The organism is Hymenobacter edaphi (assembly GCF_003258365.1).
GTDB classification, from domain to species: Bacteria; Bacteroidota; Bacteroidia; order Cytophagales; family Hymenobacteraceae; genus Solirubrum; species Solirubrum edaphi.
Map to the genome: position 1 here is coordinate 1,673,499 of NZ_QHKM01000001.1, position 24,460 is coordinate 1,697,958.

18 protein-coding genes are annotated in these 24,460 nt (G+C 69.6%); 12 read left to right on the top strand and 6 right to left on the bottom strand.

What is annotated here, in order from left to right:
• The first annotated feature begins 132 nt into the window (after window positions 1-132).
• From DLM85_RS06970 to DLM85_RS06990, 5 genes are all read left to right on the top strand, one after another.
• Complete coding sequence (locus DLM85_RS06970) at window positions 133-882, top strand: DUF6683 family protein (protein WP_111477319.1); 750 nt, start codon at window positions 133-135, stop codon at window positions 880-882.
• A 148-nt stretch (window positions 883-1,030) separates the two neighbouring features.
• Entirely contained in the window at window positions 1,031-1,885 is an 855-nt protein-coding gene (gene purU, locus DLM85_RS06975; protein WP_243635875.1) for a formyltetrahydrofolate deformylase, read from the top strand.
• A gap of 90 nt (window positions 1,886-1,975) precedes the next feature.
• The gene (locus DLM85_RS06980; RefSeq protein ID WP_111477320.1) at window positions 1,976-2,488 is read left to right on the top strand and encodes a hypothetical protein; all 513 of its coding nucleotides are present in this window, start codon (window positions 1,976-1,978) and stop codon (window positions 2,486-2,488) included.
• 96 nt (window positions 2,489-2,584) lie between these two features.
• Window positions 2,585-5,143 (top strand): alpha-amylase family glycosyl hydrolase, encoded by a 2,559-nt coding sequence (locus DLM85_RS06985; protein ID WP_111477321.1) that lies wholly within the window; start codon window positions 2,585-2,587, stop codon window positions 5,141-5,143.
• Between the two features lie 344 nt (window positions 5,144-5,487).
• Complete coding sequence (locus DLM85_RS06990; RefSeq protein WP_111477527.1) at window positions 5,488-5,970, top strand: DinB family protein; 483 nt, start codon at window positions 5,488-5,490, stop codon at window positions 5,968-5,970.
• A gap of 143 nt (window positions 5,971-6,113) precedes the next feature.
• Here the strand turns inward: DLM85_RS06990 and DLM85_RS06995 are convergent, their stop codons facing one another.
• Window positions 6,114-6,686, bottom strand: coding sequence for a class I SAM-dependent methyltransferase (locus tag DLM85_RS06995; protein WP_111477322.1), 573 nt, complete (start codon window positions 6,684-6,686; stop codon window positions 6,114-6,116).
• 219 nt (window positions 6,687-6,905) lie between these two features.
• On the opposite strand from DLM85_RS06995, the gene DLM85_RS07000 reads away from it, so the two are divergent.
• Window positions 6,906-11,711, top strand: coding sequence for a fibronectin type III domain-containing protein (locus DLM85_RS07000; RefSeq protein WP_111477323.1), 4,806 nt, complete (start codon window positions 6,906-6,908; stop codon window positions 11,709-11,711).
• 137 nt (window positions 11,712-11,848) lie between these two features.
• Here the strand turns inward: DLM85_RS07000 and DLM85_RS07005 are convergent, their stop codons facing one another.
• Window positions 11,849-13,345, bottom strand: a complete 1,497-nt coding sequence (locus DLM85_RS07005) for an NCS1 family nucleobase:cation symporter-1 (RefSeq protein ID WP_111477324.1) — start codon at window positions 13,343-13,345, stop codon at window positions 11,849-11,851.
• A gap of 250 nt (window positions 13,346-13,595) precedes the next feature.
• On the opposite strand from DLM85_RS07005, the gene DLM85_RS07010 reads away from it, so the two are divergent.
• From DLM85_RS07010 to DLM85_RS07030, 5 genes are all read left to right on the top strand, one after another.
• Window positions 13,596-14,456 (top strand): universal stress protein, encoded by an 861-nt coding sequence (locus DLM85_RS07010; RefSeq protein ID WP_111477325.1) that lies wholly within the window; start codon window positions 13,596-13,598, stop codon window positions 14,454-14,456.
• Between the two features lie 195 nt (window positions 14,457-14,651).
• On the top strand, window positions 14,652-14,948 hold the full coding sequence (locus DLM85_RS07015; RefSeq protein WP_111477326.1) for a hypothetical protein: 297 nt from the start codon (window positions 14,652-14,654) through the stop codon (window positions 14,946-14,948).
• 48 nt (window positions 14,949-14,996) lie between these two features.
• Window positions 14,997-15,290 carry a hypothetical protein gene (locus DLM85_RS07020; RefSeq protein WP_111477327.1) on the top strand — a complete coding sequence of 98 codons (294 nt, stop codon included), beginning with the start codon at window positions 14,997-14,999 and terminating at the stop codon, window positions 15,288-15,290.
• A 117-nt stretch (window positions 15,291-15,407) separates the two neighbouring features.
• On the top strand, window positions 15,408-15,716 hold the full coding sequence (locus DLM85_RS07025; protein WP_111477328.1) for a hypothetical protein: 309 nt from the start codon (window positions 15,408-15,410) through the stop codon (window positions 15,714-15,716).
• Between the two features lie 175 nt (window positions 15,717-15,891).
• Window positions 15,892-17,430 (top strand): SulP family inorganic anion transporter, encoded by a 1,539-nt coding sequence (locus DLM85_RS07030; RefSeq protein ID WP_111477528.1) that lies wholly within the window; start codon window positions 15,892-15,894, stop codon window positions 17,428-17,430.
• A gap of 247 nt (window positions 17,431-17,677) precedes the next feature.
• Here the strand turns inward: DLM85_RS07030 and DLM85_RS07035 are convergent, their stop codons facing one another.
• The 3 genes from DLM85_RS07035 to uvrA all read right to left on the bottom strand — a co-directional run bounded on the left by DLM85_RS07035 (window position 17,678) and on the right by uvrA (window position 21,479).
• Window positions 17,678-18,064, bottom strand: a complete 387-nt coding sequence (locus DLM85_RS07035; RefSeq protein WP_111477329.1) for a DUF3037 domain-containing protein — start codon at window positions 18,062-18,064, stop codon at window positions 17,678-17,680.
• Window positions 18,042-18,830 (bottom strand): HipA family kinase, encoded by a 789-nt coding sequence (locus DLM85_RS07040; protein ID WP_111477330.1) that lies wholly within the window; start codon window positions 18,828-18,830, stop codon window positions 18,042-18,044. Before DLM85_RS07040 ends, DLM85_RS07035 begins: the two co-directional genes overlap by 23 nt.
• Before the next feature lie 105 nt (window positions 18,831-18,935).
• A complete protein-coding gene (uvrA, locus tag DLM85_RS07045) occupies window positions 18,936-21,479 on the bottom strand; it encodes an excinuclease ABC subunit UvrA (protein WP_111477331.1) in 2,544 nt (847 codons plus the stop codon).
• Window positions 21,480-21,690: 211 nt separating this feature from the next.
• On the opposite strand from uvrA, the gene DLM85_RS07050 reads away from it, so the two are divergent.
• Window positions 21,691-23,937 carry a T9SS type B sorting domain-containing protein gene (locus DLM85_RS07050; protein ID WP_133256946.1) on the top strand — a complete coding sequence of 749 codons (2,247 nt, stop codon included), beginning with the start codon at window positions 21,691-21,693 and terminating at the stop codon, window positions 23,935-23,937.
• Window positions 23,938-23,984: 47 nt separating this feature from the next.
• Here the strand turns inward: DLM85_RS07050 and msrB are convergent, their stop codons facing one another.
• A complete protein-coding gene (gene msrB / locus DLM85_RS07055) occupies window positions 23,985-24,446 on the bottom strand; it encodes a peptide-methionine (R)-S-oxide reductase MsrB (protein ID WP_111477333.1) in 462 nt (153 codons plus the stop codon).
• Window positions 24,447-24,460 lie beyond the last annotated feature (14 nt).

Genomic DNA, 24,460 nt, shown 5'->3' on the forward strand with positions numbered 1-24,460 from the left:
TGCTGACCCAAGATACGGCTTATCCCCCGCCCGGCCTACCCCGGGCCCGGCCGCCGCGCACCCGCGCGGCCGGCGCGTGCGTAAGACCCGGAAAGGCCCCCGCGCCGTTTTTTGCCACAAGCCCCGCTCCCGATGAACGCCAAGCTGCTCACGGCCACCGCCCTCGGCCTGCTCCTGCTCACCCGCCCCGCCGCCCAGGCCCAGGACCTCGGCGGCGCCCTCGACCTGCCCATGCTCGGCCGCGACCTGGCCCTGAGCGCCGCCATTACCGCCGACGCCGAGCGAAGGGCCAAGGAAATGGGCGTTTCCCTCGACAAATCGAAAGCCGCCACCGGCGCGGCCACCGCCGGCAGCGCCCGCCTGAGCTACACCGCCACCCCCGCCCTGCGCCGCCAGACCGTCGACAACCTCGCCCGGCGCATGGCGGCCAACAACGCCGGCCAGGCCCAGGCCATGCGCACTATGTTCGGCCCCGGCGGCAAGGCCGACTACAGCCAGCTCTACCGCGCCGGCTTGAAAGGCTCCGGCTTCCAGGACAACGACGCGGCCTCGGCCCTGGCCTCGTTTATGGAAGTGGCCTACGTGGTCGTCAACAACATCCGCGACACCAAGGCCATTACCCCCGCCGTCGACCGCGGCCTGCGCCAGCAGATGGCCGGACTGCTCGCCCGCAACGCCGTCGCCAAAAGCCCCGCCCAGCTGGCCAGCCTCGGCGAGGACCTGAAGCTGCAAACCGTCATCCTGATGGCCGGCTGGCAGGAAAGCGTCCAGAACGGCAAGGCCGACGCCTTCCGCGGCACCATCGGCCAGAGCTTCCGCAGCCAGTTTGGCCTCGACCTGACCCAGGTACGCCTCACCGAACACGGCTTCGCGCCCAAATAGGCGTCCGCGCCCCGCACCGGCCGGGGCCGGTCAGCGGAGGCCGGGGACGCGGGCATGGGCGGCGCGGGGCGGGCCCGCGGCGGCGGGCCGTATCCGCCGGGGCGCCGCACGCGTACCTTGCAGCTCACCTGTCTGATTTTCGCCTGCCGTGCCTCCAGCCGCTTTGCCCGCCCCCCACTACCTGCTCATCCGCTGCCCCGACGAGCCGGGCCTGATCTTCCGCATCACCGGCGTGCTTTTCCGCCACGGCCTCAACATCGTGCGCAACGACGAGTTCGTGGAGCCCACCGGCCCCACCTTCTTCATGCGCACCGAGGTAGCCGGCGACTTCCAGGCCGAGGCCCTGCTCAGCGAGCTGCGCGCCGCCCTGCCCCCGGCCGCCGAGGTGCAGCTGGGCGACCCGCGCCCCCGCAACATCGTGGTGATGGCCACCAAGGAGCACCACTGCCTGAGCGAGCTGCTGGTGCGCCACGCCTTCGACGAGCTGGGCGCGCGCATCCTGGCCGTCATCAGCAACCACGCCCTGCTCGGGCCGCTCACCACCCAGTTCGGCGTGCCCTTCCACCACGTGAGCCACGAGGGCCTGAGCCGGGCGCAGCACGAGGCCGCCGTGCGCGCCGTGCTCGACCACTACCAGCCCGAGTACGTGGTGCTGGCCAAGTACATGCGCATCCTCTCCCCCGAGTTCGTGGCCCCCTACGCCGACCGGCTCATCAACATTCACCACTCCTCGCTGCCCGCCTTCGTGGGGGCCAATCCCTACGGCCAGGCCTTCGAGCGGGGCGTGAAAATCATCGGGGCCACGGCTCACTTCGTCAACAACGAGCTGGACCAGGGGCCCATCATTGCCCAGAGCATCATCCCCGTCGACCACACCCACAGCGCCGCCGACATGGCCCAGGCCGGCCGCGACGTGGAGAAAATCGTGTTGGCCCGCTCCCTGCGGCTGGTGTTCAGCGGGCGCGTGTTCGTGCACCACAACAAGACCATCATCTTCGAGTAAGGCCCGGCGCTTGGTGAATACGCAGGAGATAGGGTAGCTTTGGAGCCGGCTATGCCGCTATGTTTTCCGCTTCATTTTCATTCCTACCCCATGCGTTATGTTTTCGCTGGCCTGCTCGTGCTACTCGGGCACGCGGTCCAGGCTCAGATCGGGCTGCTGCAAACCGGGGGCCGGGCCGCCGTCTCGGCCCACTCGCTGGCTAAGCGCCCCACCAAGGCCGGTGCCAAGGCCAAGGAGGCCGCTGCCCCGCCCGTGAAGTACGTGACGCCCTTTACCTACCGCGGGCAAACGGTGTCGCACCAACGCACGGCCGCCGACCAGCTCAAGGGCAAAGGCAGCACCGAAATTCTGGCCCTGGAAGCCCTGCTGGAAGAAACCTATACCGCCATGCGGGCCGACTCGGCGCAGTCGTTTTGCCCGCCCGCCCGCTTCGACGCCATTGCCGCGGCGGCCCGCACGGCGGCGGGCGCCCGGCCTTCGTGGGACTATTATGCCTACCAGAACGAACTCGCGTTCTACCAGCAGGAGGAAGCCCGCCGCCAGCGCCTGCTGAACCCACCGCCCCCGCCGGCGCGCCGCCCGCCCGTGAAGCGTCGCGGGTAGTCCTGCCCGACAGGTTTTTTCGGGGTAATTGCGTTTGTCTTCCGGTGGCTGATAGTTGCGTCGTATCTTTATGATTCTATCCGCAACGACCCACCCATGAAACACCTGTACCTGGCGGCCTGGCTGCTCCTTGGCAGCCTTGGGGCGCACGCCGTGCCCCTCACCTTCCGCGTCGACATGAGCCAGCAGACGGTGGCCAGCACCGGCGTGCACGTGGCGGGCAACTTCCAGGCCGCCGCCGGCTTCGGGGGCGACTGGAACCCGGCCACCACCCTGCTCACCGATCCGGACAATGACCGCATCTACGAGGTGACGGTGGACGTGCCGGCAGGCCAGTACCTCTACAAGTTCGTGAACGGCAACGCCTGGGGCGGGGCCGAGCTGCCCCCCGCCAGCTGCGGCGTGGCCGACGGCGGCGGCAACGTGAACCGCCAAGCCACGCTGGGCAGCACCGCCCTGCGCCTGCCGGCCGTGCCCTTCGGCGGCTGCCCTACGCTGGTCACGTTTCAGGTGAACATGCGCGGGCTGACGGTGCCGCGGGCCGGGGTGCACGTGATGGGCAACTTCCAGACCCTGGCCGGCTACGCCACCAACTGGGACCCCACGGCCATTGCCCTCACCGACAACAACGGCGACGACATCTACGAGGCGCAGGTGGCCCTGCCCGCGCCCGGCCGCTTTCTGTACCGCTTCGTGAACGGCACCGCGGCCACGGCCGCCGAAACCGTGCCCGCTACCTGCGGCGTGGATGACGGCCGCAGCACCGGCACCCTGGCCCGGGTGCTCAACGCCACCGGCGCCGTCAATACCGCGCCGGCGGTGTGCTTCAATACCTGCCAGAACTGCGGCCCCTCGCTCGACACCTACGCCACGCACTGGTGGAACGACGCGGTGTTCTACGAGGTGTTCGTGCGCAGCTTCTACGACTCGAACGGGGACGGCAAGGGCGACTTCGCCGGCCTCACCCAGAAGCTGGACTACCTCAACGACGGCAACCCCAACACGACCGCCGACCTGGGCGTGACGGCCCTGTGGCTGATGCCGATGATGGAGTCGCCGAGCTACCACGGCTACGACGTGACCGACTACAAGGCCACCGAGGCGGACTACGGCACCATGGCTGAGTTCGAGGCCTTTATGGCCGCCGCCCACCAGCGCGGCATCAAGGTCATCATCGACCTGGTGCTCAACCACTCCTCCGACCAGCACCCGTGGTTTCAGCAGGCGGCCGGCTCGGCCACCAGCCCCTACCGCGACTGGTACCGCTGGTCGGCCACCAACCCCGGCGGCCTGGGCTGGTACCCGCGCGGGGGCAGCTACTACTACGGCTACTTCTGGAGCGGCATGCCCGACCTGAACTGGCGCAACCCGCAGCTGAAAGCGGCCATGTGGGACGCCTCGCGCTTCTGGCTGCGCAAGGGCGTCGACGGCTACCGCCTCGACGCGGTGAAGTACCTGGTGGAAAACGGCACCACCATCGAAAACACGCCCGAAACCTTTAGCGTGCTGGAGGAATTCCACGATTCGGTGCGCGCCGTGAATCCGCAGGCCTTCACCATCGGCGAGGCGTGGTCGAGCACCCCGCAGGTAGTGCCCTACGTGGTCAACCAGCGCCTCGACGCCTGCTTTGAGTTTGACCTCTCGGCCGCCATCGTGAGCAGCCTGAACGCGGGCAGCGCCACCGCCCTGCGCACCCAGCTGGCCGCGGTGGACGCGGCTTACCCCCGCCTGCAGTACGGCACCTTCCTCAGCAACCACGACCAGAACCGCATCTTCGGCACCCTGGGCAATGACCTGGCCCGCATGAAGCAGGCCGCAGCCCTGTACCTGACCATGCCCGGCGTGCCCTTCCTTTACTACGGCGAGGAAGTGGGCCTGCTCGGCGCGGGCCTCGACGAGGACAAACGCAAGCCCATGCAGTGGACGGCCGGCACCAACGCGGGCTTCACCAGCGGCACGCCCTGGCGCGCCCTCAACTCGAACTACCCCCAGTTCAACGTAGCCACCGCGCAGGCCGACCCGGCTTCGCTGCTCAACCACTACAAGAAGCTTATCGGGCTGCGCACCGGGCAGGCGGCCCTGCGCAAGGGCTACTACCTGCCCGTGACCACGCCCGCGCCCGGCACCCTGCTCAGCTACGCCCGCGTCTTCGGGCAGGAGGCCGTGGTGATGGTGAGCAACCTGGGCGGCACGGCCGCCACCGGTACCACCCTCGCGCTGCCCCTCTCCACGCTGCGCGCCGGCACCTACCAGGTGACGGAGCTGTACTCGGGCCAGGCGGCCGGCACCGTGACGCTGGACGCGCAGGGCGGCGTCGGCGGCTGGGCCGTGAACCTGCCCGCGCTGGGCGCCAACCAGACCTGGCTGCTGCGCCTGACTTCGACGACCACCGCCGCCAAGACGGCCCAGGCCGGCCTGAACCTGCAGCTCTACCCCAACCCCGCCGCCCGGCAGGTGCGCCTGGCGCTGCAGGGCGCCCCCGCCGGCCCCGCGCAGGTGCAGGTGTACGACGGGCAGGGCCGCCGCCTGCGCACCGTCGACTTCCAGGGCCTGCAGCACACGCTCGACACGAGCACCTGGGCCGAGGGCGTGTACTTCCTGCGCGTGCAGGCCGGCCGGGCCGTGGGCGTGCAGCGCCTGGTCGTGACGCACTAAAGCGCCACCCGTTCAAGTACGCGGGCCGGGGCGGTGGAAACAATTGTTTCCGCTGCCCCGGCCCGATTCGTTGTAGCCCCCGGCGGCGCGGGTAGGCCCCAACACCAAACGACCCCGCAGCCAGCTGCCGCGGGGTCGTCAGAAGAAAGGCCCGTCGTCACAGCCGGTCCCACACCTGAAACCGACCGAGTTGCCGCAAAATGACGACCGGCCCCGGATTCTTAAACGCAGCCCGCGGGCCGGGCGTGGTGCTATTAGTACCGATTTCGCGGCGCGACAAACGCGGATTTTGTCCCTGCGTAGTTATGCACCGCGCCGCCTTCAGCCGGCCGCCCCTTTGCACCATGGACAAACACACCCGGGACTCCCTCGTCGGCTCCCTGACGGCCTTGCTGGAGCAGGGCCACGCCCACGCCACCTTCGAAGCCGCCACGGCCGACGTGCCGGCGGCGCTGCTCAACCAGCGCCCCGACGGGCTCCCCTACTCGCTCTGGCAGCTGGCCGAGCACGTGCGCATCGCGCAGTGGGACATTCTGGAGTTCAGCCGCGACGCCGGGCACCAGTCGCCGGAGTGGCCCGCGGGCTACTGGCCCGCCGAGGATGACCACGCCGACGCCGCGCGCTGGCAGGCCACGCTGCGGCAGATTCAGCACGACCGGGCGCAGTTTCTGGCCCTGCTCCGCGACCCGGCCCGGGACCTGCTGCAGCCCTTCGAGCACGGCACCGGCCAGACGCTGCTGCGCGAGGCCCTGCTCATCGCCGACCACAACGCCTACCACACCGGCCAGATCATCCTGGTGCGCCGCCTGCTCGACAACTGGGACTGACGCCCCCCCGCCCGGCGCGGCGGCAGCAGCGCATGCCCGGCCCCCGGCCGCGGACCCTTGGCGCCCGGCAGCCTGGGCGCCGCGGCCGGTTGGCGCCGAGGCCACCCGCGGCGGCCCAGCTCCCAACGCGCCGCGGGCGCTGGCTAACCCGCCGGGGCCTCGGCGGCGGGCGCGTAGGTGAAGACGTGGGCGGGCGGCAGGTTCAGCAGCACGCGGACGTGGCCCTCGGGGCGAAAAAACCGCTCGAACAGGCGGCAGTTGCGCAGCGAGTACTGAAACAAGATCAGGCGGCCGGCGGGCAGCAGCAGCTGGCGGGTATGGGCCAGAATGCGCCAGCCCAGGCGCCGCGGCAGGGAAGCAAACGGCAGCCCGCACACCACGTAATCGGCGCCGGCCAGGCCGAGGGGGCGCAGGTACTCGGCGGTTTTGTCGGCCGAGCCGTGAATGATGTGCACGTCGGCGTGGGCGGCGTAGCGCTGCCGCAGCAGCTGGCAGAAGCGCCGGTTCACCTCGATGAGCACGATGCGGGTGCCGGGGCGCCGGTGCTGCAGCAGCGCATCGGTGAAGACGCCGGTGCCCGGGCCGTACTCCACGATGCAGCGGGCCCGCGCGAAGTCGATGGGCGCCAGCACCTGGGCCGTCAGCTCGGGGGAGCTGGGCACGAGCGAGCCGACGACGGCGGGGTTGCGCAGAAATTCGCCGAGAAACGTGGCCATACGACGTAGCGGCGCCCCATGGGGGGGCGCTGCTGCCTTGTACGGCGGCGGGCCGACGGGGGCTGCCGGCGCCGGGCGGGGCGGCGGGCCGGCCAGGTATCTGAGTACTTGAATACGACAATTAAATCTTTACATTGTCGACAGAGCGCCAACGCCTTGGCTCCGGCCCCCGGTCCGGCCGCTTCGCCGATTCCCTTCCATCCATTTTTTCTCTCTCCTATGCCCCCAGCATTACCCTTTTCCCAGCGGCTTACCCAGCGGCTGCTCACCCTCTGCAGGCGCTTCGGGCCGCCGGTAGCCTGGCTGCCCGCTGCACTGCTCGGCTCGCTGCTGAGCTTCGCGGCGCAGGCCCAGGCGCCGGTCAACGACGACCCCTGCGGCGCCGTGCAGCTCAGCCTCAACGGCAACCTGTGCGTGACCCCGACCGTGGGCACCAACGCGGGCGCCACCACCACCACCGTCAACGGGACGGTGGCCAACACCTGCGGCGCCTTCAACAACACGGCGCCCAAGGACGTGTGGTACAAGTTTACCACCGCTACCACGGGCGCGGCCAGCGCCGGCGCCACCATCACCGTGACGGGCAACCCCGCCGGCCTGATCCGCCTGTTCTCGGCCAGCTCGTGCTCGGGCACCTTCACCCAGGTGACGTGCTCGGCCTCGAACGCCGCCAACACGGCCGCGCCGCGCCTGGTAACCGGGGCGCTGCAGCCCGGCACCACCTACTACCTGCAGGTGGCCGGCTTCACTTCCACCGACACCCAGGGCCAGTTCACCATCTGCGTAACCGACCCGCCCACCTGCGGCGCGCCGGCCGTGCTGGGCGTGACCTTCCCGACGGGCACCTCGGCCTCGGTTTCGTTTACGCCCGGGCCCGGCAACACCACCTTTACGGCCGTGCTGCAGGGCGGCACCGGCGGGCAGCAAACCGTCAACAACGCCACTTCGCCGGTGGTGTTTGCGGGCCTGACGCCGGGCACCACCTACTTCGTATCGATCCGGACGGACTGCGGCGGCACCACGCTGCAGTCGCCGTTTTTCAGCTTTACGGTGCCGCTGCTCAACGATGACCCCTGCGGCGCCCTCAGCCTGACCATGGGCTCGACCTGCGTGGCCACCACGGGCACCACGTTCGGGGCCGGCACCACCACGCCCAATGGCTACACCAACCCCAGCTGCGCCGCCGACGCCAGCCCGCTGGACGTGTGGTACCAGTTTACGACCCCGGCCACCGGCGGGGCCAGCACCAGCGCCACCATCACCGTAACCGGCCCCACGGCCGGGCAGGTGCGCCTGTTTTCGGCCGCCTCGTGCAACGGTCCGTTTACGCAGCTGGCTTGCTCGCAGTCTGCCACCGGCCCCGCGGCCCCGCTGAGCTACACCTCGCTCACGCCCAGCACCACTTACTACGTGCTGGTGGCCGGCTACGGCGACACCAGCCCGCGCGGCAACTTCACCATCTGCGTGACCGGGGCGCCCGCCTGCCCCGACCCCACCAACCTCGCCATTGCCGGCGTCAACGCCACCACGGCCAGCCTCTCGTTTACGCCCAGCAGCAACGCCACCAGCTACACCGTGACCTACACGCCCACGGGCGGGGGCACCACAACCACCGTGACGCCCGCCCCGACCACCTCCCCGGTGGCGCTGACAGGCCTGACGGCCGGCACCACCTACACGGTGACGCTGCAGAGCGTGTGCCCGGCCGGCGTGGGCTCGGTGCTCACGCGCACCTACACGGCCAGCGGCGGCGCCCCGGCCAACGATGAGTGCCTGGGCGCCACGCCCATCACCAGCATCGGCATCGGCACCTGCGGGGCCGCGGTGCCCGGCACCATCACGGCCGCCTCGTCGTCGACGGGGGCACCGGCCCCGGGCTGCGCCGGCTTCCAGGCCACCACGCTGGACGTGTGGTTCAGCCTGGTGGTGCCCGCCAACGGGGCCCTGCAGGTGGAAACCGGCCCCGGCGCCACCAACAGCATGAACGACACCGGCATGGCCCTCTACTCGGGGAGCTGCGGCAGCCTCACGCTGATTGAATGCGACGACGACGACTCGCCCACCGGCAGCTTTTCGCTGATCCGGCGCACCAACCTCACGCCGGGCAGCACCGTGTACGTGCGGGTGTGGAAGTTCGGCGCCACGGCCGGCACCGACTTCACCGTGTGCGCCCAGACCGAGGCGCCCTGCGGCACGGTGAGCAACCTGAGCGTGAACAACATCACCGCCACCTCGGCCGCGCTGACGTTTACGCCCCCCACGGGCGCCACCAGCTACACCGTCACCTACACCCCCGCGGGCGGCTCGCTGGCCATTCTCACGCCCAGCCCCACGGCCTCCCCGGCCCTGCTCACCGGCCTGACGGCCAGCACCACCTACACCGTCACCATTCAGGCCACCTGCGCGGGCGGCTCGGGCCTGCCGCTGGCGCTGACCTTCACCACCGCCCCGCCGGCCCCGGCCAACGACAACTGCGCGGCCCCGACGGCGCTGACGGTGGGCACCACCTGCGCGCCCGTCACGGCCACCACGCTGGGCGCCACGGCCTCAGCCGCCCCCATCGGGGCCCCGAGCTGCACCAGCGGCACCGTCAACGACGTGTGGTTTAGCCTGACCGTGCCCGCCAACGGCATCGTGCAGGTGACGACCGGCGCGGTGAGCGGCAGCCCCGTAACCGACACCGGCCTGCAGCTGTACGCGGGCAGCTGCGCGGCGCTGACCTCGCTGGGCTGCAACGACAACTTCGGCGCCGGCAACTTCTCGCAGGTGCGCGCCACGGGCCTCACGCCCGGCAGCACCGTGTACGCCCGCGTGTGGCAGGTGGGCAGCACCAACGGCGGCTCGTTCACCGTGTGCGCCGCCACCGACCCGGCCTGCCCGGCCGTGACCAACCTGGCCGTGGGCAGCATCACCACGACCTCGGCCTCGGCAACCTTTACGCCCCCCGCCGCGGGTACCAGCTACACCGTCACGTACACGCCGCAGGGCGGCACGGCCACGACGGTCACGCCCGCCCCCACGGCCTCCCCGGTGGCCCTGACGGGCCTGCTGCCCGGCACCAGCTACACGGTGTCGGTGGTGAGCAACTGCCAGCCCGGCGAAACCTCGACGGCGGCCACGACCACGTTCACCACGACCAGCTGCGTGGCCCCGACCAACCTGAGCGCCAGCGCCATCACCACGACGTCGGCCACGGTGAGCTTCGGCGTGGGCAACGGCGCGACCTACACCGTGACCTACACCCCGCAGGGCGGCGCCCCGACGACGGTGACGCCCGCCCCCACGGGCAGCCCGGTGAGCCTGACGGGCCTCACGCCGGGTACCCAGTACACCGTGTCGGTGGTGAGCAACTGCGGCGCCGGCCAGAGCGCGGCCGCCACTACGCGCTTCACCACGCTGACGCCCTGCAACCCGGTGACGGGCCTGACGGCCGGCAGCATCACCATCACGTCGGCCAGCCTGACGTTTGTGGGCACGGGTGCCAGCTACACCGTGACCTACACCCCGCAAGGCGGCACGGCTACCACCGTCGCGCCCGCCCCCACGGCCTCGCCGGTAGCCCTGACGGGCCTCACGCCGAACACCCAGTACACGGTGGCGGTGACCAGCCAGTGCGCCAACGGGCTCAGCTCGACGGCTGCCACCACGACCTTCACCACGCTGGCGCCGTGCAACGCGGTGACGGCCCTGACGGCCACGAGCATCACCACGACCTCGGCCTCGGTGACCTTTACGGCCCCCGCCGCGGGCACCAGCTACACCGTCACGTACACGCCGCAGGGCGGCACGGCCACGACGGTGACGCCTGCCCCGACGGCCTCCCCGGTAGCCCTGACGGGCCTCACGCCGAACACCCAGTACACGGTGGCGGTCATCAGCAACTGCGGTGGCGGGCAGACTTCCGCGGCGGCTACCACCACGTTTACCACTTCGGCCCTGCCGACCTGCGCCGCCGTAACGGGCCTGACGGCCACGGGCATTTCGACTACTACTGCGTCGCTGACCTTCAGCGGCACGGGCGCCAGCTACACCGTGACCTACACCCCGCAGGGCGGCGCCCCGACGACGGTGACGCCGGCTCCCGGCAGCTCGCCGGTGGCCCTGACGGGCCTGACCCCGAACACGTCCTACACCGTGTCGGTGGTCAGCAACTGTAGCAACGGCGTTAGCTCGGCCGCCGCAACGACCACGTTCACCACCCTGGCCACGGCCGCCTGTCCGCCCGTTACGGGGCTGACGGTGAGCAGCACGACCTCCGGGGCTACGGTGAGCTTCGTGCCGGGCGCGGGCAATACCACCTACACCGTTTCGGTTACGCCCGCCGCCGGCGGCACGCCCCTCACCATTCAGGCTACGGCTTCCCCGGTTACGTTCACGGGCCTGCTGCCGGGCACGGCCTACTCGGCGTGCGTAACGCCCAGCTGCGGCACGACGGCCGGGGCGCAGGTGTGCGCCACGTTCACGACGGCCACTCCCACCAGCTGCCCGGCCCCGACCGGCGTAGCGGTGAGCGGCATCACGTCGACGGCGGCCAGCGTGACCTTCACGGCCGCGGGTAGCCCCCTGAACTACTCCGTCAGCTACACGCCCGCGGGTGGCACGGCCCAAACGCTGCTGGTAACCGGCTCGCCGGCCGCGCTGACGGGCCTCGCGCCGAACACCCAGTACACGGTGTCGGTGGTCAGCAACTGCGGCAGCAACGGCAGCTCGGCGCCCTCGACGGCCGTCACGTTCACGACGCTGGTAACGGCGACGCAGCACGCGGCCCTGGCCCGGCAGGTGCAGCTGTACCCCAACCCGGCCCAGCGCAGCTTCTGGCTGGAAGTGCCGGCCCAGCTCACGCGCAAAGCCGTGACGGTAACGCTGCTCAATAGCATCGGCCAGCAGGTGCAGCAGCGCCTGCTGCCGGCCGCCGCCGCGGGCAGCAAGGTGGCCTTCGACGTGACGCAGCTGCCGCGCGGGGTGTACTCCCTGCGCCTGACCACCGAAGCGGGCGTGCTCGTCAAGCGCCTGGTGGTCGACTAAGCGGGAACGGAGCCGGCCGCCGGCTCCGCCTCCCCTGGCCAGTAAGTAAAAAGGCCCCGGAGCACGCGCTCCGGGGCCTTTTTTTGAGGCTTGATATCAGCTACCGGGCTTCCGTTGAAAGCTGTTTCTGATCTAGCCTATCCCGCCACGGCCACCGGCACCGGCGCGGGGCGCGGGCGCATCAGGGCCACGTAGAGGCCGCCGGAGAGGAAGAAGCCTACGAACCAGGCGTAGTGGTACACGTCGGCCAGCCAGGGCCACACGGCGCCGGCGGGCAGCGCGCCCACGGCCTGCAGAAAGCCCGGCACGTTGGGCAGAATGCCGATGATGAGCGCCAGCATGGCCGGCCCGTTGATGCCGTTACGGTAGGCGTAGCGGCCGTCGTAGCGGTAGAGGTCGGGCACGTCGAGGTGGCGGCGGCGCAGCAGGTAGTAGTCGGCAATCAGGATGCCGCCGATGGGCCCGAGCAGGGCCGAGTAGCCCACCAGCCAGGTGAAGATGTAGCCCGAGGGGTCGGCAATGAGCTTCCAGGGAAAGATGAGCAGGCCGATGACGCCGGTGATGTAGCCGCCGGTGGTGAAGCTGATGCGCTGCGGGCTGAGGTTGGCAAAGTCGTTGGCCGGGCTCACGATGTTGGCGGCAATGTTGGTGGCCAGGGTGCTCAGGGCCACGGCCAGCATGGCCACCGACACCAGCAGCTTGCTCTCGAACCTGCCGGCCAGCACCACCGGGTCCCAGATGGTTTGCCCGTAGACAACGAAGGTGGCCGACGTGACCACCACCCCCACGAAGGAAAACAGCGTCATGGAGGTGGGCAACCCCAGCGCCTGGCCCAGCACCTGCGCCCGCTGCGAAGTGGCGTAGCGGGTGAAGTCGGGAATGTTCAGGGACAAGGTAGCCCAGAAGCCGACCATGCCCGTCAGGGCCGGGAAGAAGAAGGCCCAGAACTCGGCCGAAGTGGCGAATTTGCTGGGGCGGGCCAGAATCGGGCCCAGCCCGTGCCCGGCCGAAATGGCCCACCACAGCAGCGCCGCAGCCGCCACCGGCAGGAAAAATGCCTTGAACACCAGCAGCTTCTTGATGCTGTCGACGCCGAGGTAGACCACGTACATATTCAGCGCCCAGAACACCAGAAACACCAGCGCCGGCCCGGTGGCCAGCCCCCACGAGGCCGGAAACACCGCCGGTAGCTTGCCCAGCCCGGGCCACCAGAGCACGGCCATCTGGTAGAGGGCAAAGCCGCCGATCCACGTCTGAATGCCGAACCAGCCGCAGGCAATGACGGCGCGCAGCAGGGCCGGCACGTTGGCCCCGCGCACCCCGAACGCGGCCCGGGCAAACACCGGAAACGGGATACCGTATTTGGCCCCGGCGTGGCCGTTGAGCAGCATGGGCACCAGTACCACCGTGTTGCCCAGGAAGATGGTGAGCAGCGCCTGCCACCAGTTCATGCCCCCCTCAATCAGCGAGGAAGCCAGCATGTACGTCGGAATGCACAAACTCATGCTGATCCAGAGCGCGGCGTAGTTGGCGGTGGTCCAGGTGCGGGCCGCGGCGGGCACCGGCGCGAGGTCCTCGCTGAGCAGGCCGCGGCTCAGCGGCTCGGTGGCGGCGGGGTGTGGCGTGGGGGTCATGGGGGTTGGCGGAGTACGTTCGGGGTTAAGTATAGCAGTTTAGCGAAGTATTTCGACGCCAGCTGCTTTCGGGCGGGAGCGGTGGCCCCGGTGCCCGGCGGCCCACCAGCCACCTCAGCCGCCGCGCCGCCCAATCCGGCGGTACTTACTTTTAAAATAGCATTGGACAAATACAAAAAATAATTATATTATCATCCTAACCCTCCCGCCGCGGCCCGGATATTGTCCCCCTTCCCCAACGGTCCTAGCCATGCAACACCTACTGGTTCCCACTGATTTTTCCCCCGAAGCGCACCACGCCTTCGAGGTGGCCCTGCAGCTGGCCCGCCGCACCGGCGGCCGCCTCACGCTGCTGCACGTGGTGGATACGCCCGGCGCCGCGGGCGTGGTAGCTACCGGCTCGGCCAGCGGCGGCTCGGGCCTCGACGGCGTGTTTATGGTGCAGCTGCTGCAGAACACCAAGCGCCGCATGCACGCGCTGATGGCCGAAGCCGCCCGCAGCCACCCCGATGTAGCGGTGCAGGACATCGTGGCCACCGGCGACGTGGACGCGGCGGTGCTCGACACCATCCGCGCGCAGCACATCGACCTGGTGGTGGTGGGGGCCCACGAGCACAAGCCCGGCTCGCACCTGCTGTTTGCGCCCGATTCGCACGCCGAGCGGCTGGTGCGCCTGGCGCCCTGCCCGGTGCTGACGGTGAAGCACCCGGCCCCGGAGTTCGAAGTGCACCACATCGTCTTCGCCTCCGACTTTCAGCCCGAAGCCGACCTGGCCGCCGCCAGCCTGCGCCAGGTGTGCGCCGCCTTTCCCGAAGCCACCCTGCACCTGCTCGACGTGGTGACCAGCGCCAGCGACTACGCCGCGGCCGTTTCCCGCATCCACGCCTTTGCCCGGCGCCACCAGCTGGCGGCCTACGAGCCCGACGTGTTCGACGCGCCCGAGGTCAGCGCGGGCATTCCGCGCTACGCGGCCCAGGCCCACGCCGATCTGGTGGTGATGCTCACCCACGGCCGCACCGGCCTGCGCCACTGGCTGCAGGGCAGCATTGCCGAAAGCGTGGCCGTGCAGGCAGCCGCGCCGGTGCTCACGTTTCACGCCCCGGTGGCGTAGCGCCGGCAGCCGCCCCGGACGGGTGGCTACGACCCGCCCCGCCGCTACCGTTGTGCTGGCCAGGCCCTTGCCGCCGCCGGCCGGGCTCGCGGCAGTTCCGTATTCGCCGCCGCCAAATCCCAATTTGTACGGGCCCTTGTGACCGGCATTTTGGTCATCTTTGATTGCAACTTCCTCCTTTCCCCTGCCTGCTCTATGCACCCGGCCCATTCCTGGCGCATTCTGCGCGTGTACGCCGAAACCAGCGGCGCCGCGGTGGCCCTGATTCTGGTGACGCACACCCGCACCGGCACCGACGTGTACGAAGTGGAGCTGCCCTACCTGCTGTGGGAGGCGCTGGGCCCGCGGGCGGCGGCCGGCTTCGTCACCCGCCTCTACCGCAGCCACTGCCCCGAATCGGTGCGGCACCTGGGGCTGTGCGCGGTGCGGCGGCGCATTGCCGCGGGCCTGGCCGCGCATCACCAGCAGCGGGCTCCTGGCCCGGGTTCTTAGCCGCCCGGTGCCCCTGCATCTTTCCCTGCTCCCCGCCGTCGTTTCCCCATGAGCGTCCCCATCTCCTACACCATTCAGGCCAGCGCGGCTCCGCTCTCGGCCATGGTGCGCGTGCGTATCCGCTGCCGCACCGACACCGGCTCGCACCGCTGGAACCTGGAAATGCCCCGGCTGCTCTGGGCGTCGATGGGCACCGAGCAGGCCGCCGCCTTCATCACCGAGCAGTACTTCGATGCCTACCCTGATACCCGGGCGCTGGTAGGCTCCACGCACATTTCCTGGGCCATTGCCACCTCCCTGCTCGATACGGAGCAGTACTTCGCCCCCGAGGACGACGCCTGAGCCGCCGCAAATCGGGAATTACCGGCCTGAAAATCCGTAAAAAGCCGGGGCCGCGGTCGTTTCAGCACCGTCATCCGCCTGCTGCATGGGCCTGGCCCCACCTTCACCAGCACCGTTATGCCTACGTCTACCCTGAGTTCCTCGCTGCAGCTGCACATAGTGCCGGCCGGTCGCCGCCTTGATTTTGCTCAGGTGCCGGGCCACTACGCGTACATCTACCGCCGCAGCCGTTCCGCGCCCTGGGAGTGCATTGCCCACAACGCCCGCAGCCCGTTTATCGACCGCTGCCCGCTGCCCCCGGGGGCCCTGACGGAGTACGTGCTGGTGTACCACGACGCGGCGGGGCGCGTCACGGCCGCCACCGGCATCCTGCAGGCCATGCCCGCGCAGCTGCCGCCGGCCGCCAGCCTGCTGGAGGTGCGCTGAGCCCGGGCGGCCCGGGCTTACTCCGGGCCTGAAGCCGTACTTTTGCGGCGTCCATGCCTGGTTTCTCCGCCTGTACCTTTCAGCTTACGCCACCCTGAGAACGGGCCGGTTTGCCTTGCGCCGCCGCTTCGGAGCCGAAGCGTGCGGCTTTTCTTTTGCCTTTCTCAGCTTCCGCATGCTCTCCGTTCGGGCCTACCTGGCGCAGTACCAACTCAACGTTAAAAACGAAATTCTGGCCGGCCTGACCACCGCCCTGGCCCTGGTGCCCGAAGTGGTGGCCTTTGCCCTGCTGGCCCACATCAGCCCGCTGGTGGGCATCGGCTCGGCCTTTATTATTTGCCTGGTCACCAGTATCGTTGGCGGCCGGCCGGGCATGATATCGGGCGCGGCCGGCTCGGTGGCGGTGGTCATCGTGAGCCTGGTGGTGCAGCACGGCCCGGAATACCTGTTTGCGGCCGTGGTGCTGATGGGGCTGATTCAGGTGGCCATCGGGGTGCTGCGCTTCGGCAAGTTTATCCGGCTGGTGCCGCAGCCGGTGGTATTCGGTTTCGTCAACGGCCTGGCCCTGATCATCTTCATGGCCCAGCTGGAGCAGTTCAAGGTGCGCGATGCGCTGACGGGCCAGGAGCATTGGCTCACGGGTCCGCCGCTGCTGCTGATGCTGGGGCTGGTGGGGCTGACCATGCTCATCGTGTACCTGCTCCCGCGCCTGACCAAGGCCGTGCCGGCGTCGCTGGCGGCCATTATCGTTACCTCGGCGCTGGTGCTGCTGGGCGGGCTCGACACCAAATCGGTGGGCGACATTGCCTCCATCCGGGGCGGCTTGCCGCAACTGCACCTGCCGCAGGTGCCCCTTAGCTGGGCCACGCTGGCGCTGGTGGCGCCCTACGCCCTGATCATGGCGCTGGTGGGCCTCACCGAAAGCCTGCTGACGCTGACGGTGGTCGATGAAATGACCGACACCCGCGGGCGCGGCAACCAGGACTGCGTGGCCCAGGGCCTGGCCAACGTGGCTTCGGGCCTGACCGGCGGCATGGGCGGCTGCGCCATGATCGGGCAGACGATGGTGAACCTGGAATCCCGGGGGCGCGGCCGGCTCTCGGGCGTGGTGGCGGCGGTGGCCCTGGCCCTGTTCGTGGCGGTGGGCGCGGGCCTGATCGAGCGGCTGCCGCTGGCGGCGCTGGTGGGCGTGATGTTCACGGTGGTCATCAGCACCTTCGAGTGGGCCAGCCTGCGCATTCTGCGGCGCATGCCCCGCACCGACGTGCTGGTGATGCTGCTGGTAACGGTGGTAACGGCCGTGTCGCAGAACCTGGCGCTGGCCGTGCTGCTGGGCGTGGTTATTTCGGCCCTGGCCTTTGCCTGGGAAAACGCCAAGCGCATTCGGGCCCGCAAGTACGTGGACGCGGCCGGCGTGAAGCACTACGAGCTGTTCGGCCCGCTGTTCTTCGGCTCGGTGCAGGCCTTCGCGGAGAAGTTTGAGCCCGCCGCCGACCCGCAGCAGGTCGTCATCGATTTCCGCGACAGCCGCGTGGCCGATATGTCGGGCCTCGACGCGCTGCACAAGCTCACGGAACGCTACCAGCGCCTGGGCAAAACCCTGCACCTGCGCCACCTCAGCCCCGACTGCCGCCAGCTGCTGCGCAACGCCGGTGCCCTCGTTGAGGTCAATATCCTGGAAGACCCGGAATACCGCGTGGCCACGGACGCATAGGAGCCTCCCCCGGCCCCCGCTCCCATGGAGAGGGGAAACCTGACGTCAGCAACGGGGCAGAACTGCCCCGCTGGCTCGCCGCTGACGGCTTGGATAAACAGCAAGTGAGTACGCTCCCTATTTGGACTCACACGGAGGCGGAAACACAAAGCGGCAGCAATGAGCCTGCGCTCATTGCTGCCGCTGTCGTTGCTGGCGGCTGGCTCCCCCTCGCCCTTTGGAGAGGGGGCCGGGGGGTGAGGCCCAATTACTCCACCAGCTGCGCGTGCAGGCGGTTCAGCGTCTCGGCCGCGTCGTGGCAGAGGCCGGGGTGTACGGCGGAGGTCTGCACGATGGTGCTGCGGGTGGCGGTGAGCCAGCGAAACCGCTCGGCCAGGCCCAATTGTCCGATGGGGCCACCTTCGCGGCGGCCGCGGCAGATGCGGTCGAAGGCGTGCAGACGGGCCGTCAGCTCGCCCAGGTCCAGGGCCGCGCCGGCGAAGGCGCGCAGGCGGGCTTCGGGCAGGTGGTAGCGGCACTGCAGAAAGCCCTGGTCGCGGCAGTAGAGTACCACGCCCACGTTGAGGAATTCCTCCCGCTCCACGCGCGGCACCACGCGCAGCACGGCGTACTCAAACAAGTGCTTGTCGGGCATGGTCGGCTTCGGCGGTGAAGGTATCGGAAGCGGCCACGCGGGCCGTGAGAAACTGCACGTAGGCGGCGCGCTGCTCGGCCGGGCTCTGGTCGGGCTCCAGCAGCCAGGCCTCGGGCACCAGGGCCACGATGCCCTCGATAACGGCCGGCGTGAGCCGCGGGCGCAGCTCGGCATCGACCTGCGGCAGCTCGGTGGCGCGGGGCAGCAGCACGTGGTCCTTGATCTGCGGAAACGGCCGCGCCTTGCCGGCCCAGCCCGGGCCGGTGTGGTGGGCGTACAGCGCCGCGCCGTGGTCGATCAGCCACAGCTCCTTGTGCCACATCAGCATGTTGGTGTTGCGGGCGGTGCGGTCCACGTTCAGCGTCAGCGCGTCGAGCCACACGACCCGGGAGGCCAGGCGGGCATCGACGGCGGTGACCAGCGGGTCGAAGGTGATGGCGCCCGAGAGGTAGTGCAGGGCCAGGTTCAGGCCTTCGCTGGCGCGCAACAGGTCCTGGATTTCCTCGTCGGGCTCGGTGCGGCCGAAGGCTTCGTGGAGGTTCACGAACACCAGCTCGGGCACGCGCAGGCCCAGCACGCGGGCCAGCTCGCCCACAATCAGCTCGGCAATCAGCGCCTTGGGCCCCTGGCCGGCGCCGCGGAACTTGAGCACGTACAGAAAGCCGTCGTCGGCTTCGACCAGGGCGGGCAGCGAGCCGCCTTCGCGCAGCGGCGTCACGTAGCGCGTCACGTCGACGGTGCGCAACGCGGGAGTATCAGCGGGCATGGGGTGCAGGTGGAGTTCGAAGGGCAAAGAACGGGGTTTTACGGCGTGGGACCGGTTTCGGCCCGCAGAGGGCGCGAAGAGTTTTGCAGAGGACGCGGAGCTGTGCTAGCCGCGCCGAAACCGCGCCAGGTAGGGCGCCGTGCGGCTTTCCTTCGATTTCGCCACCGCGGCCGGCGGGCCCTCGGCCACCACCCGGCCGCCTTCGTCGCCGGCGCCGGGCCCCATGTCGAGCAGCCAGTCGGAGGCGGCGGCCACGCGCATGTCGTGCTCCACCAGCACCACCGTATTGCCCGCGTCGACGAGGCGGTTGAGCTGGATGAGCAGGCGCTCCACGTCGGCGGGGTGCAGGCCGGTGGTGGGCTCGTCGAGCACGTAGAGCGTGTCGCCGCGCTGGGCCTTCTGCAGCTCAGTGGCCAGCTTGATGCGCTGGGCTTCGCCGCCCGACAGCTCGGTGGCGGGCTGGCCGAGGCGCAGGTAGCCCAGCCCCACTTCGCGCAGCACCCCGAGGGCGCGCTGCACGCTGGGCTCCTCATCGAAGAACGCGTAGGCGTCGTCCACGGTCAGGCCCAGCACTTCGGCAATGTTTCGGTCGCGGTACTGGATTTCCAGGGTTTTGGCGTTGTAGCGGGCGCCGTGGCACACCGGGCAGGGCGCGTACACCGAGGGCAGAAACAGCAGCTCCACCATCACAAACCCCTCGCCCTGGCAGTTTTCGCAGCGCCCCTTGGCCACGTTGAAGCTGAAGCGGCCCGCGTCGTAGCGGCGCTGCCGGGCCTGGGGCGTGGCCGCGAACAGCTTGCGCACGTGGTCGAAGAGGCCGGTGTAGGTGGCCATGTTGGAGCGCGGCGTGCGCCCGATGGGCTTCTGATCCACCCGCACCAAGCGGCGAATCGTCTGCAGGCCGTCGGTAATTCGACCTTCCAGGGAAGGCGCGGCGGCCGACTGTAGCAGGTCTTCCTCGGCCGCTTCCGCGGCGCCTTCGTCGTCCCCTTTCACGCCTAGGGCTTGCGCCACAAGTTCAACCAAAACCTGGCTGACCAACGAGGACTTGCCCGAGCCCGACACGCCCGTTACCGTCGTCATCACGCCCAGCGGAAACCGCACGCTGAGCCCGTCGAGGTTGTTGCGGCGCACGCCTTCGAGCCGCAGCCAGCCGGCCGGCTGGCGCGGCGGGCGGCTGCCCGGGGCTTCTTCCCGCAACAGGTAGCGGCGCGTCTGGGAGGCGTCGACTTCGGCCAGGCCGGTTACCGGGCCGCTGTAGAGAATCTGGCCGCCTTGCTCGCCGGCGGCGGGGCCCACGTCGACCAGCCAGTCGGCCTGGCGCACCACGTCGAGGTTGTGCTCCACCACGAAGAGCGTGTTGCCGGCCGCTTTCAGGCTGTGCAGGGCCGTGAGCAGGGCTTCCGTGTCGGAGGGGTGCAGGCCGGCCGAGGGCTCATCGAGCACGTAAACCACGCCGAACAGGTTGGAATAGAGCTGGGTGGCCAGGCGCAGGCGCTGCAGCTCGCCCGGCGAGAGGGTGGGCGTGCTGCGCTCCAGCTGCAGGTAGCCCAGGCCCAGGTCGAGGAGCACGCGCAGGCGGGCCGTCAGGTCGCCGGCAATGCGGCGGGCCACTTCGGCCTGCTCGGGGTGCTCGGCGTCGTGCTTTTTGCGGCCTTTCGCCGTGCCTTCGGCGTAGGGCCGCAGCAGCTCGGCCACGCGCTTGAGCGGCTGCCGGGCCATGTCGGCAATGTCGAGGCCGGCGAAGGTGACGCTCAGTGACTCCGGGCGCAGGCGCTTGCCGTGGCAGGTGGGGCACTCGGTGCTGAGCATGTACTGCAGGGCGCGCTTTTTCATCAGCGGGCTCTGGGTGGTGGCGAAGGTGTGGAGCACGTGGCGCCGCACCCCGGTAAAGGTGCCCATGTAGTTGGGCGGCTCTTTGCGCTGGAGGGCGCGCCGGGTTTCGGCGGGCGTGTAGCCGGGGTACACCGGCACCACCGGCTGCTCGTCGGTGAACAGAATCCAGTCGCGCTGCTGCTGCGGCAGGTCTTTCCACGGCACGTCCACGTCGTAGCCCAGGGTCACCAGAATGTCGCGCTGATTCTGCCCGCCCCAGGCCTGGGGCCAGGCGGCAATGGCCCGCTCCCGAATGGTGAGCGTGGGGTCGGGCACCATCGACTGCTCGGTGACTTCGTAAATGCGCCCGAGGCCGTGGCACTGCGGGCAGGCGCCTTCGGGGGTGTTCGAGGAAAACGCCTCGGCGTAGATGATGCCCTGCCCGGCGGGGTAGTCGCCGGCGCGGGAGTAGAGCATGCGCAGCAGGTTCGACAGCGTCGTCACCGAGCCCACCGACGAGCGGGTGGTGGGCGTGCCGCGCTGCTGCTGCAGGGCCACCGCTGGCGGCAGCCCGTCGATGCTATCCACCGCGGGCACCGACATCTGGTGAAACAGCCGCCGCGCGTAGGGCGACACCGATTCCAGGTAGCGGCGCTGGGCCTCGGCGTAGAGCGTGCCGAACGCCAGCGAGGACTTGCCCGAGCCCGACACGCCGGTAAACACCACCAGCGCGTCGCGCGGAATGTCCACGTCGACGTTCTTGAGGTTGTGCTCCCGGGCGCCGCGCACCTGCACGAAGCCTTGGGTGGAGGAAGTAGAGGACACAGCAGTCATTGTCGTGCGGAATAGGGCGCCGGCTGGCGCGGGTGGTACTACCTGCGCAAGCATACGCAGCGCAACCCAAAGCAATCGGCGCCTTCTGCCCGCTGCGGCCACTATTGCCAGACGCTAAGCCGGTTAAATGCAGGAGCCGGGGCCGGTTAGGCGGCTTTGGATACCGCTAATCCGTTACTTTTAATCATCCGATGCCTGAATAGCTAGCCCGATGATTCCTCTCGCACGCGTACTGATTTGCGGGTTGTGGCTGCTGGCCGCCCCCGCGTGGGCGCAGACGTTCACCAAAAAATGGGACCGAACCTACGGCGGCCCCTCGGGCGACGACGTCAGTGTGATGCTGCGCACCGCCGACGGGGGCTTCCTGCTGGCCGGCAGCAGCCTTTCCTGGAGCGGGTTCGACCGCACCGAGCCTTCCCGCGGCCAGTTCGACTACTGGCTGGTCAAGACCGATTCGCTCGGGGTGAAACAATGGGACAAGGCGCTGGGTGGCGTTACCGATGATGACCTCACCGCGCTGGCCGCGACGCCGGACGGCGGCTTCCTCGTCGGCGGCCACACCGATACGCGCTACGCCCCCTTCGGCGACATCAGCGAGGCGTCCCGGGGCGAAGATGATTTCTGGGTGGTGAAGCTCAATGCCCGCGGCGACAAAGTGTGGGACCACCGCTACGGCGGCCGCCACGACGACTACTTAACCGATATCCTGCCCACCCCGGACGGCGGCTTTCTGCTTACGGGCCTCAGCAATTCCCCCAGCAGCGGCGAGAAAACCACCGCCTCGTTCGACAACGTCGTGCCCGGCCGGGGCGACTATTGGGTCGTGAAAATCGATGCCAGCGGCCGACGGCTCTGGGACCGGTCGTACGGCGGCCCGCAGGAGGATGCGAGCGTGCGGCTGCTGGCCACGCCCGACGGCGGCTACCTGCTCGGCGGCACGTCCAGCTCGCCGGCCTCGGGCACTAAAACCGCGCCCTTGCGCGGCCAGCGCGACTATTGGTTGATCAAATTCGACGCCGGCTTCGCGCAGCAGTGGCAGGCCACCTACGGCGCGCCCGGCGCCGACAGCGGGCTGGCCAACCTGAGCCTGGGCGCGGATGGCAGCGCGCTGCTGGTCGGCCGCTCCAACGGCAACCGGGGCGGGAACAAAAGCGAGGACAGCCGCGGGGGCCTGGATTACTGGCTGGTCAACATCAACCCGGCCACCGGGGCCGTCAACTGGGACCGGACCGTGGGCAGCCCGTCCGACGATTACGCCACGGCGGCCCTCGGGCTGCCCGGCGGCGGCTGGCTGGTGAGCGGCAGCAACCGCGGCGCCGGCCGCGAAAGCACCGCCCCCCGCCGCGGCGCCTCCGATATGTGGCTGGTGCGGCTGCGGGCCGATGGGCAGCTGCAGGACAACTACTGCGTGGGCGGCAGCGGCGACGAGCTGGCGGGCCGCACCGGGACGCTGGCGGCCGTGGGCGCCGGCGAGTACGTGCTGGCGGCCCGCTCTTATTCGGAAGTGAGCGGCGACAAAAGCGAGCCGACGCGCGGCAACTCGTTTGACATGTGGCTGATCCGCCTGGGCCTGCCCCAGATCAGCGGCGACGCCCTGCTGTGCCACGGCGCAACCACCGTGCTGCGCGGACCGGCCGGGGCCACCACTTACCGGTGGAGCACCGGCGCCACCACGGCCAGCATCAGCGTCACGCAGCCCGGCCTCTACACGCTCACCTGCACCTTTCCCGGGGGAGCCGTGGTCACGTTTCAGCATACGGTGCAGCCCTTCATTACGCCCCCCATCCGCATCCGGGGCGATTCGCTGCTGTGCGCCGATGGCGTGGTGCAGCTGGACGCCACCACGCCCAACGCCACCGGCTACCGCTGGAGCACCGGTGCTACCACGCCCGCCATTGCCGTCAGCCAGCCCGGCCAGTATTCGGTGCAGGTCTATTTCGGCAGCACCTGCCGGGCCGCGGCGGCCCAGCGCGTGCGGCTCCTGCCCCGCGGGCCGGCGTTCGGGTTTGGCCCCGATACCACCCTGTGCGAGGGCGGCAGCCTGCTGCTGCGCGGCCCGGCGGCCGGGGCCCTGCCGCCGGGCACCACCTACCGCTGGTCCGACGGCTCCACGCAGGCCACCTTACCGGTCAGTGAGCCGGGGCTCTACACGCTGCAGCTGACGGCTCCTGATTGGTGCCAGCAACTCAGTCGGCGCGTCGATTTCCGCGCCTGCATCGTCATTCCGAACATCATCACGCCTAACGGGGACGACCTCAACGATAGGTTTGTGGTGCGCGGGCTGCCCGCTGGCCCGTGGGAGCTGCAAGTCTTTACGCGCTGGGGCCAGCAGGTGTACCACACGAATGATTACACCGGCCAGTGGGGCTCCGGCGCCGCAGCCGGCGTATATTTTTACCGCCTGCGCCACAGCACGTCCGGCGCGCTTTACAAAGGCTGGGTGGAAGTGGTCAGATAAAGCCGCCAGACCGGTCACCATGCGGCGCCGGGTGCCGGTCCCGGCTTCTACGGGTGCGGCGGTGCGTCCTGCTCTTGCCGCAAGCTCACCGAGTTGATGCAGTAGCGCAGCCCGGCCGGGGCGGGGCCGTCGGGAAAGACGTGGCCGAGGTGGCCCGCGCACACGTTGCAGCGCACCTCCACCCGCTGCATGTTATGGCTGTCGTCGAAGTGGTAGCTGAGGGCGTTTCTGGCCGCGGGCTGGGTGAAGCTCGGCCACCCCGAAATGGCGTGGTACTTCGTGGCCGCATCGAACAAGAGGCTGCCGCAGCCGGCGCACACGTAGCGGCCGGGCTCGTAGGTGCGGCAAAAGGCGTTGCGGTAGGGCGGCTCGGTGCCGTGCTGGCGTAGCACGGCCAGCTGGGCGGGCGTGAGCTGCGCGGCCCATTCCGCTTCGGTCAGCACCAGGCGCCGGGGCGGCTCGGGGTTGCTGTATCTGGCGTATTTGAGGACGTCGGCCCAGCGCAGCATAGCGAAATACAGTG

Bases quoted from the DNA above. Each gene is read 5' to 3' on its own strand.
- DLM85_RS06970 (WP_111477319.1), top strand. From the start codon at position 133: ATGAACGCCAAGCTGCTCACGGCCACCGCCCTCGGCCTGCTCCTGCTC.
- DLM85_RS06980 (WP_111477320.1), top strand. From the start codon at position 1,976: ATGCGTTATGTTTTCGCTGGCCTGCTCGTGCTACTCGGGCACGCGGTC.
- DLM85_RS06985 (WP_111477321.1), top strand. From the start codon at position 2,585: ATGAAACACCTGTACCTGGCGGCCTGGCTGCTCCTTGGCAGCCTTGGG.
- DLM85_RS06990 (WP_111477527.1), top strand. From the start codon at position 5,488: ATGGACAAACACACCCGGGACTCCCTCGTCGGCTCCCTGACGGCCTTG.
- DLM85_RS06995 (WP_111477322.1), bottom strand. From the start codon at position 6,686: ATGGCCACGTTTCTCGGCGAATTTCTGCGCAACCCCGCCGTCGTCGGC.
- DLM85_RS07000 (WP_111477323.1), top strand. From the start codon at position 6,906: ATGCCCCCAGCATTACCCTTTTCCCAGCGGCTTACCCAGCGGCTGCTC.
- DLM85_RS07005 (WP_111477324.1), bottom strand. From the start codon at position 13,345: ATGACCCCCACGCCACACCCCGCCGCCACCGAGCCGCTGAGCCGCGGC.
- DLM85_RS07010 (WP_111477325.1), top strand. From the start codon at position 13,596: ATGCAACACCTACTGGTTCCCACTGATTTTTCCCCCGAAGCGCACCAC.
- DLM85_RS07015 (WP_111477326.1), top strand. From the start codon at position 14,652: ATGCACCCGGCCCATTCCTGGCGCATTCTGCGCGTGTACGCCGAAACC.
- DLM85_RS07020 (WP_111477327.1), top strand. From the start codon at position 14,997: ATGAGCGTCCCCATCTCCTACACCATTCAGGCCAGCGCGGCTCCGCTC.
- DLM85_RS07025 (WP_111477328.1), top strand. From the start codon at position 15,408: ATGCCTACGTCTACCCTGAGTTCCTCGCTGCAGCTGCACATAGTGCCG.
- DLM85_RS07030 (WP_111477528.1), top strand. From the start codon at position 15,892: ATGCTCTCCGTTCGGGCCTACCTGGCGCAGTACCAACTCAACGTTAAA.
- DLM85_RS07035 (WP_111477329.1), bottom strand. From the start codon at position 18,064: ATGCCCGACAAGCACTTGTTTGAGTACGCCGTGCTGCGCGTGGTGCCG.
- DLM85_RS07040 (WP_111477330.1), bottom strand. From the start codon at position 18,830: ATGCCCGCTGATACTCCCGCGTTGCGCACCGTCGACGTGACGCGCTAC.
- uvrA (WP_111477331.1), bottom strand. From the start codon at position 21,479: ATGACTGCTGTGTCCTCTACTTCCTCCACCCAAGGCTTCGTGCAGGTG.
- DLM85_RS07050 (WP_133256946.1), top strand. From the start codon at position 21,691: ATGATTCCTCTCGCACGCGTACTGATTTGCGGGTTGTGGCTGCTGGCC.
- msrB (WP_111477333.1), bottom strand. From the start codon at position 24,446: ATGCTGCGCTGGGCCGACGTCCTCAAATACGCCAGATACAGCAACCCC.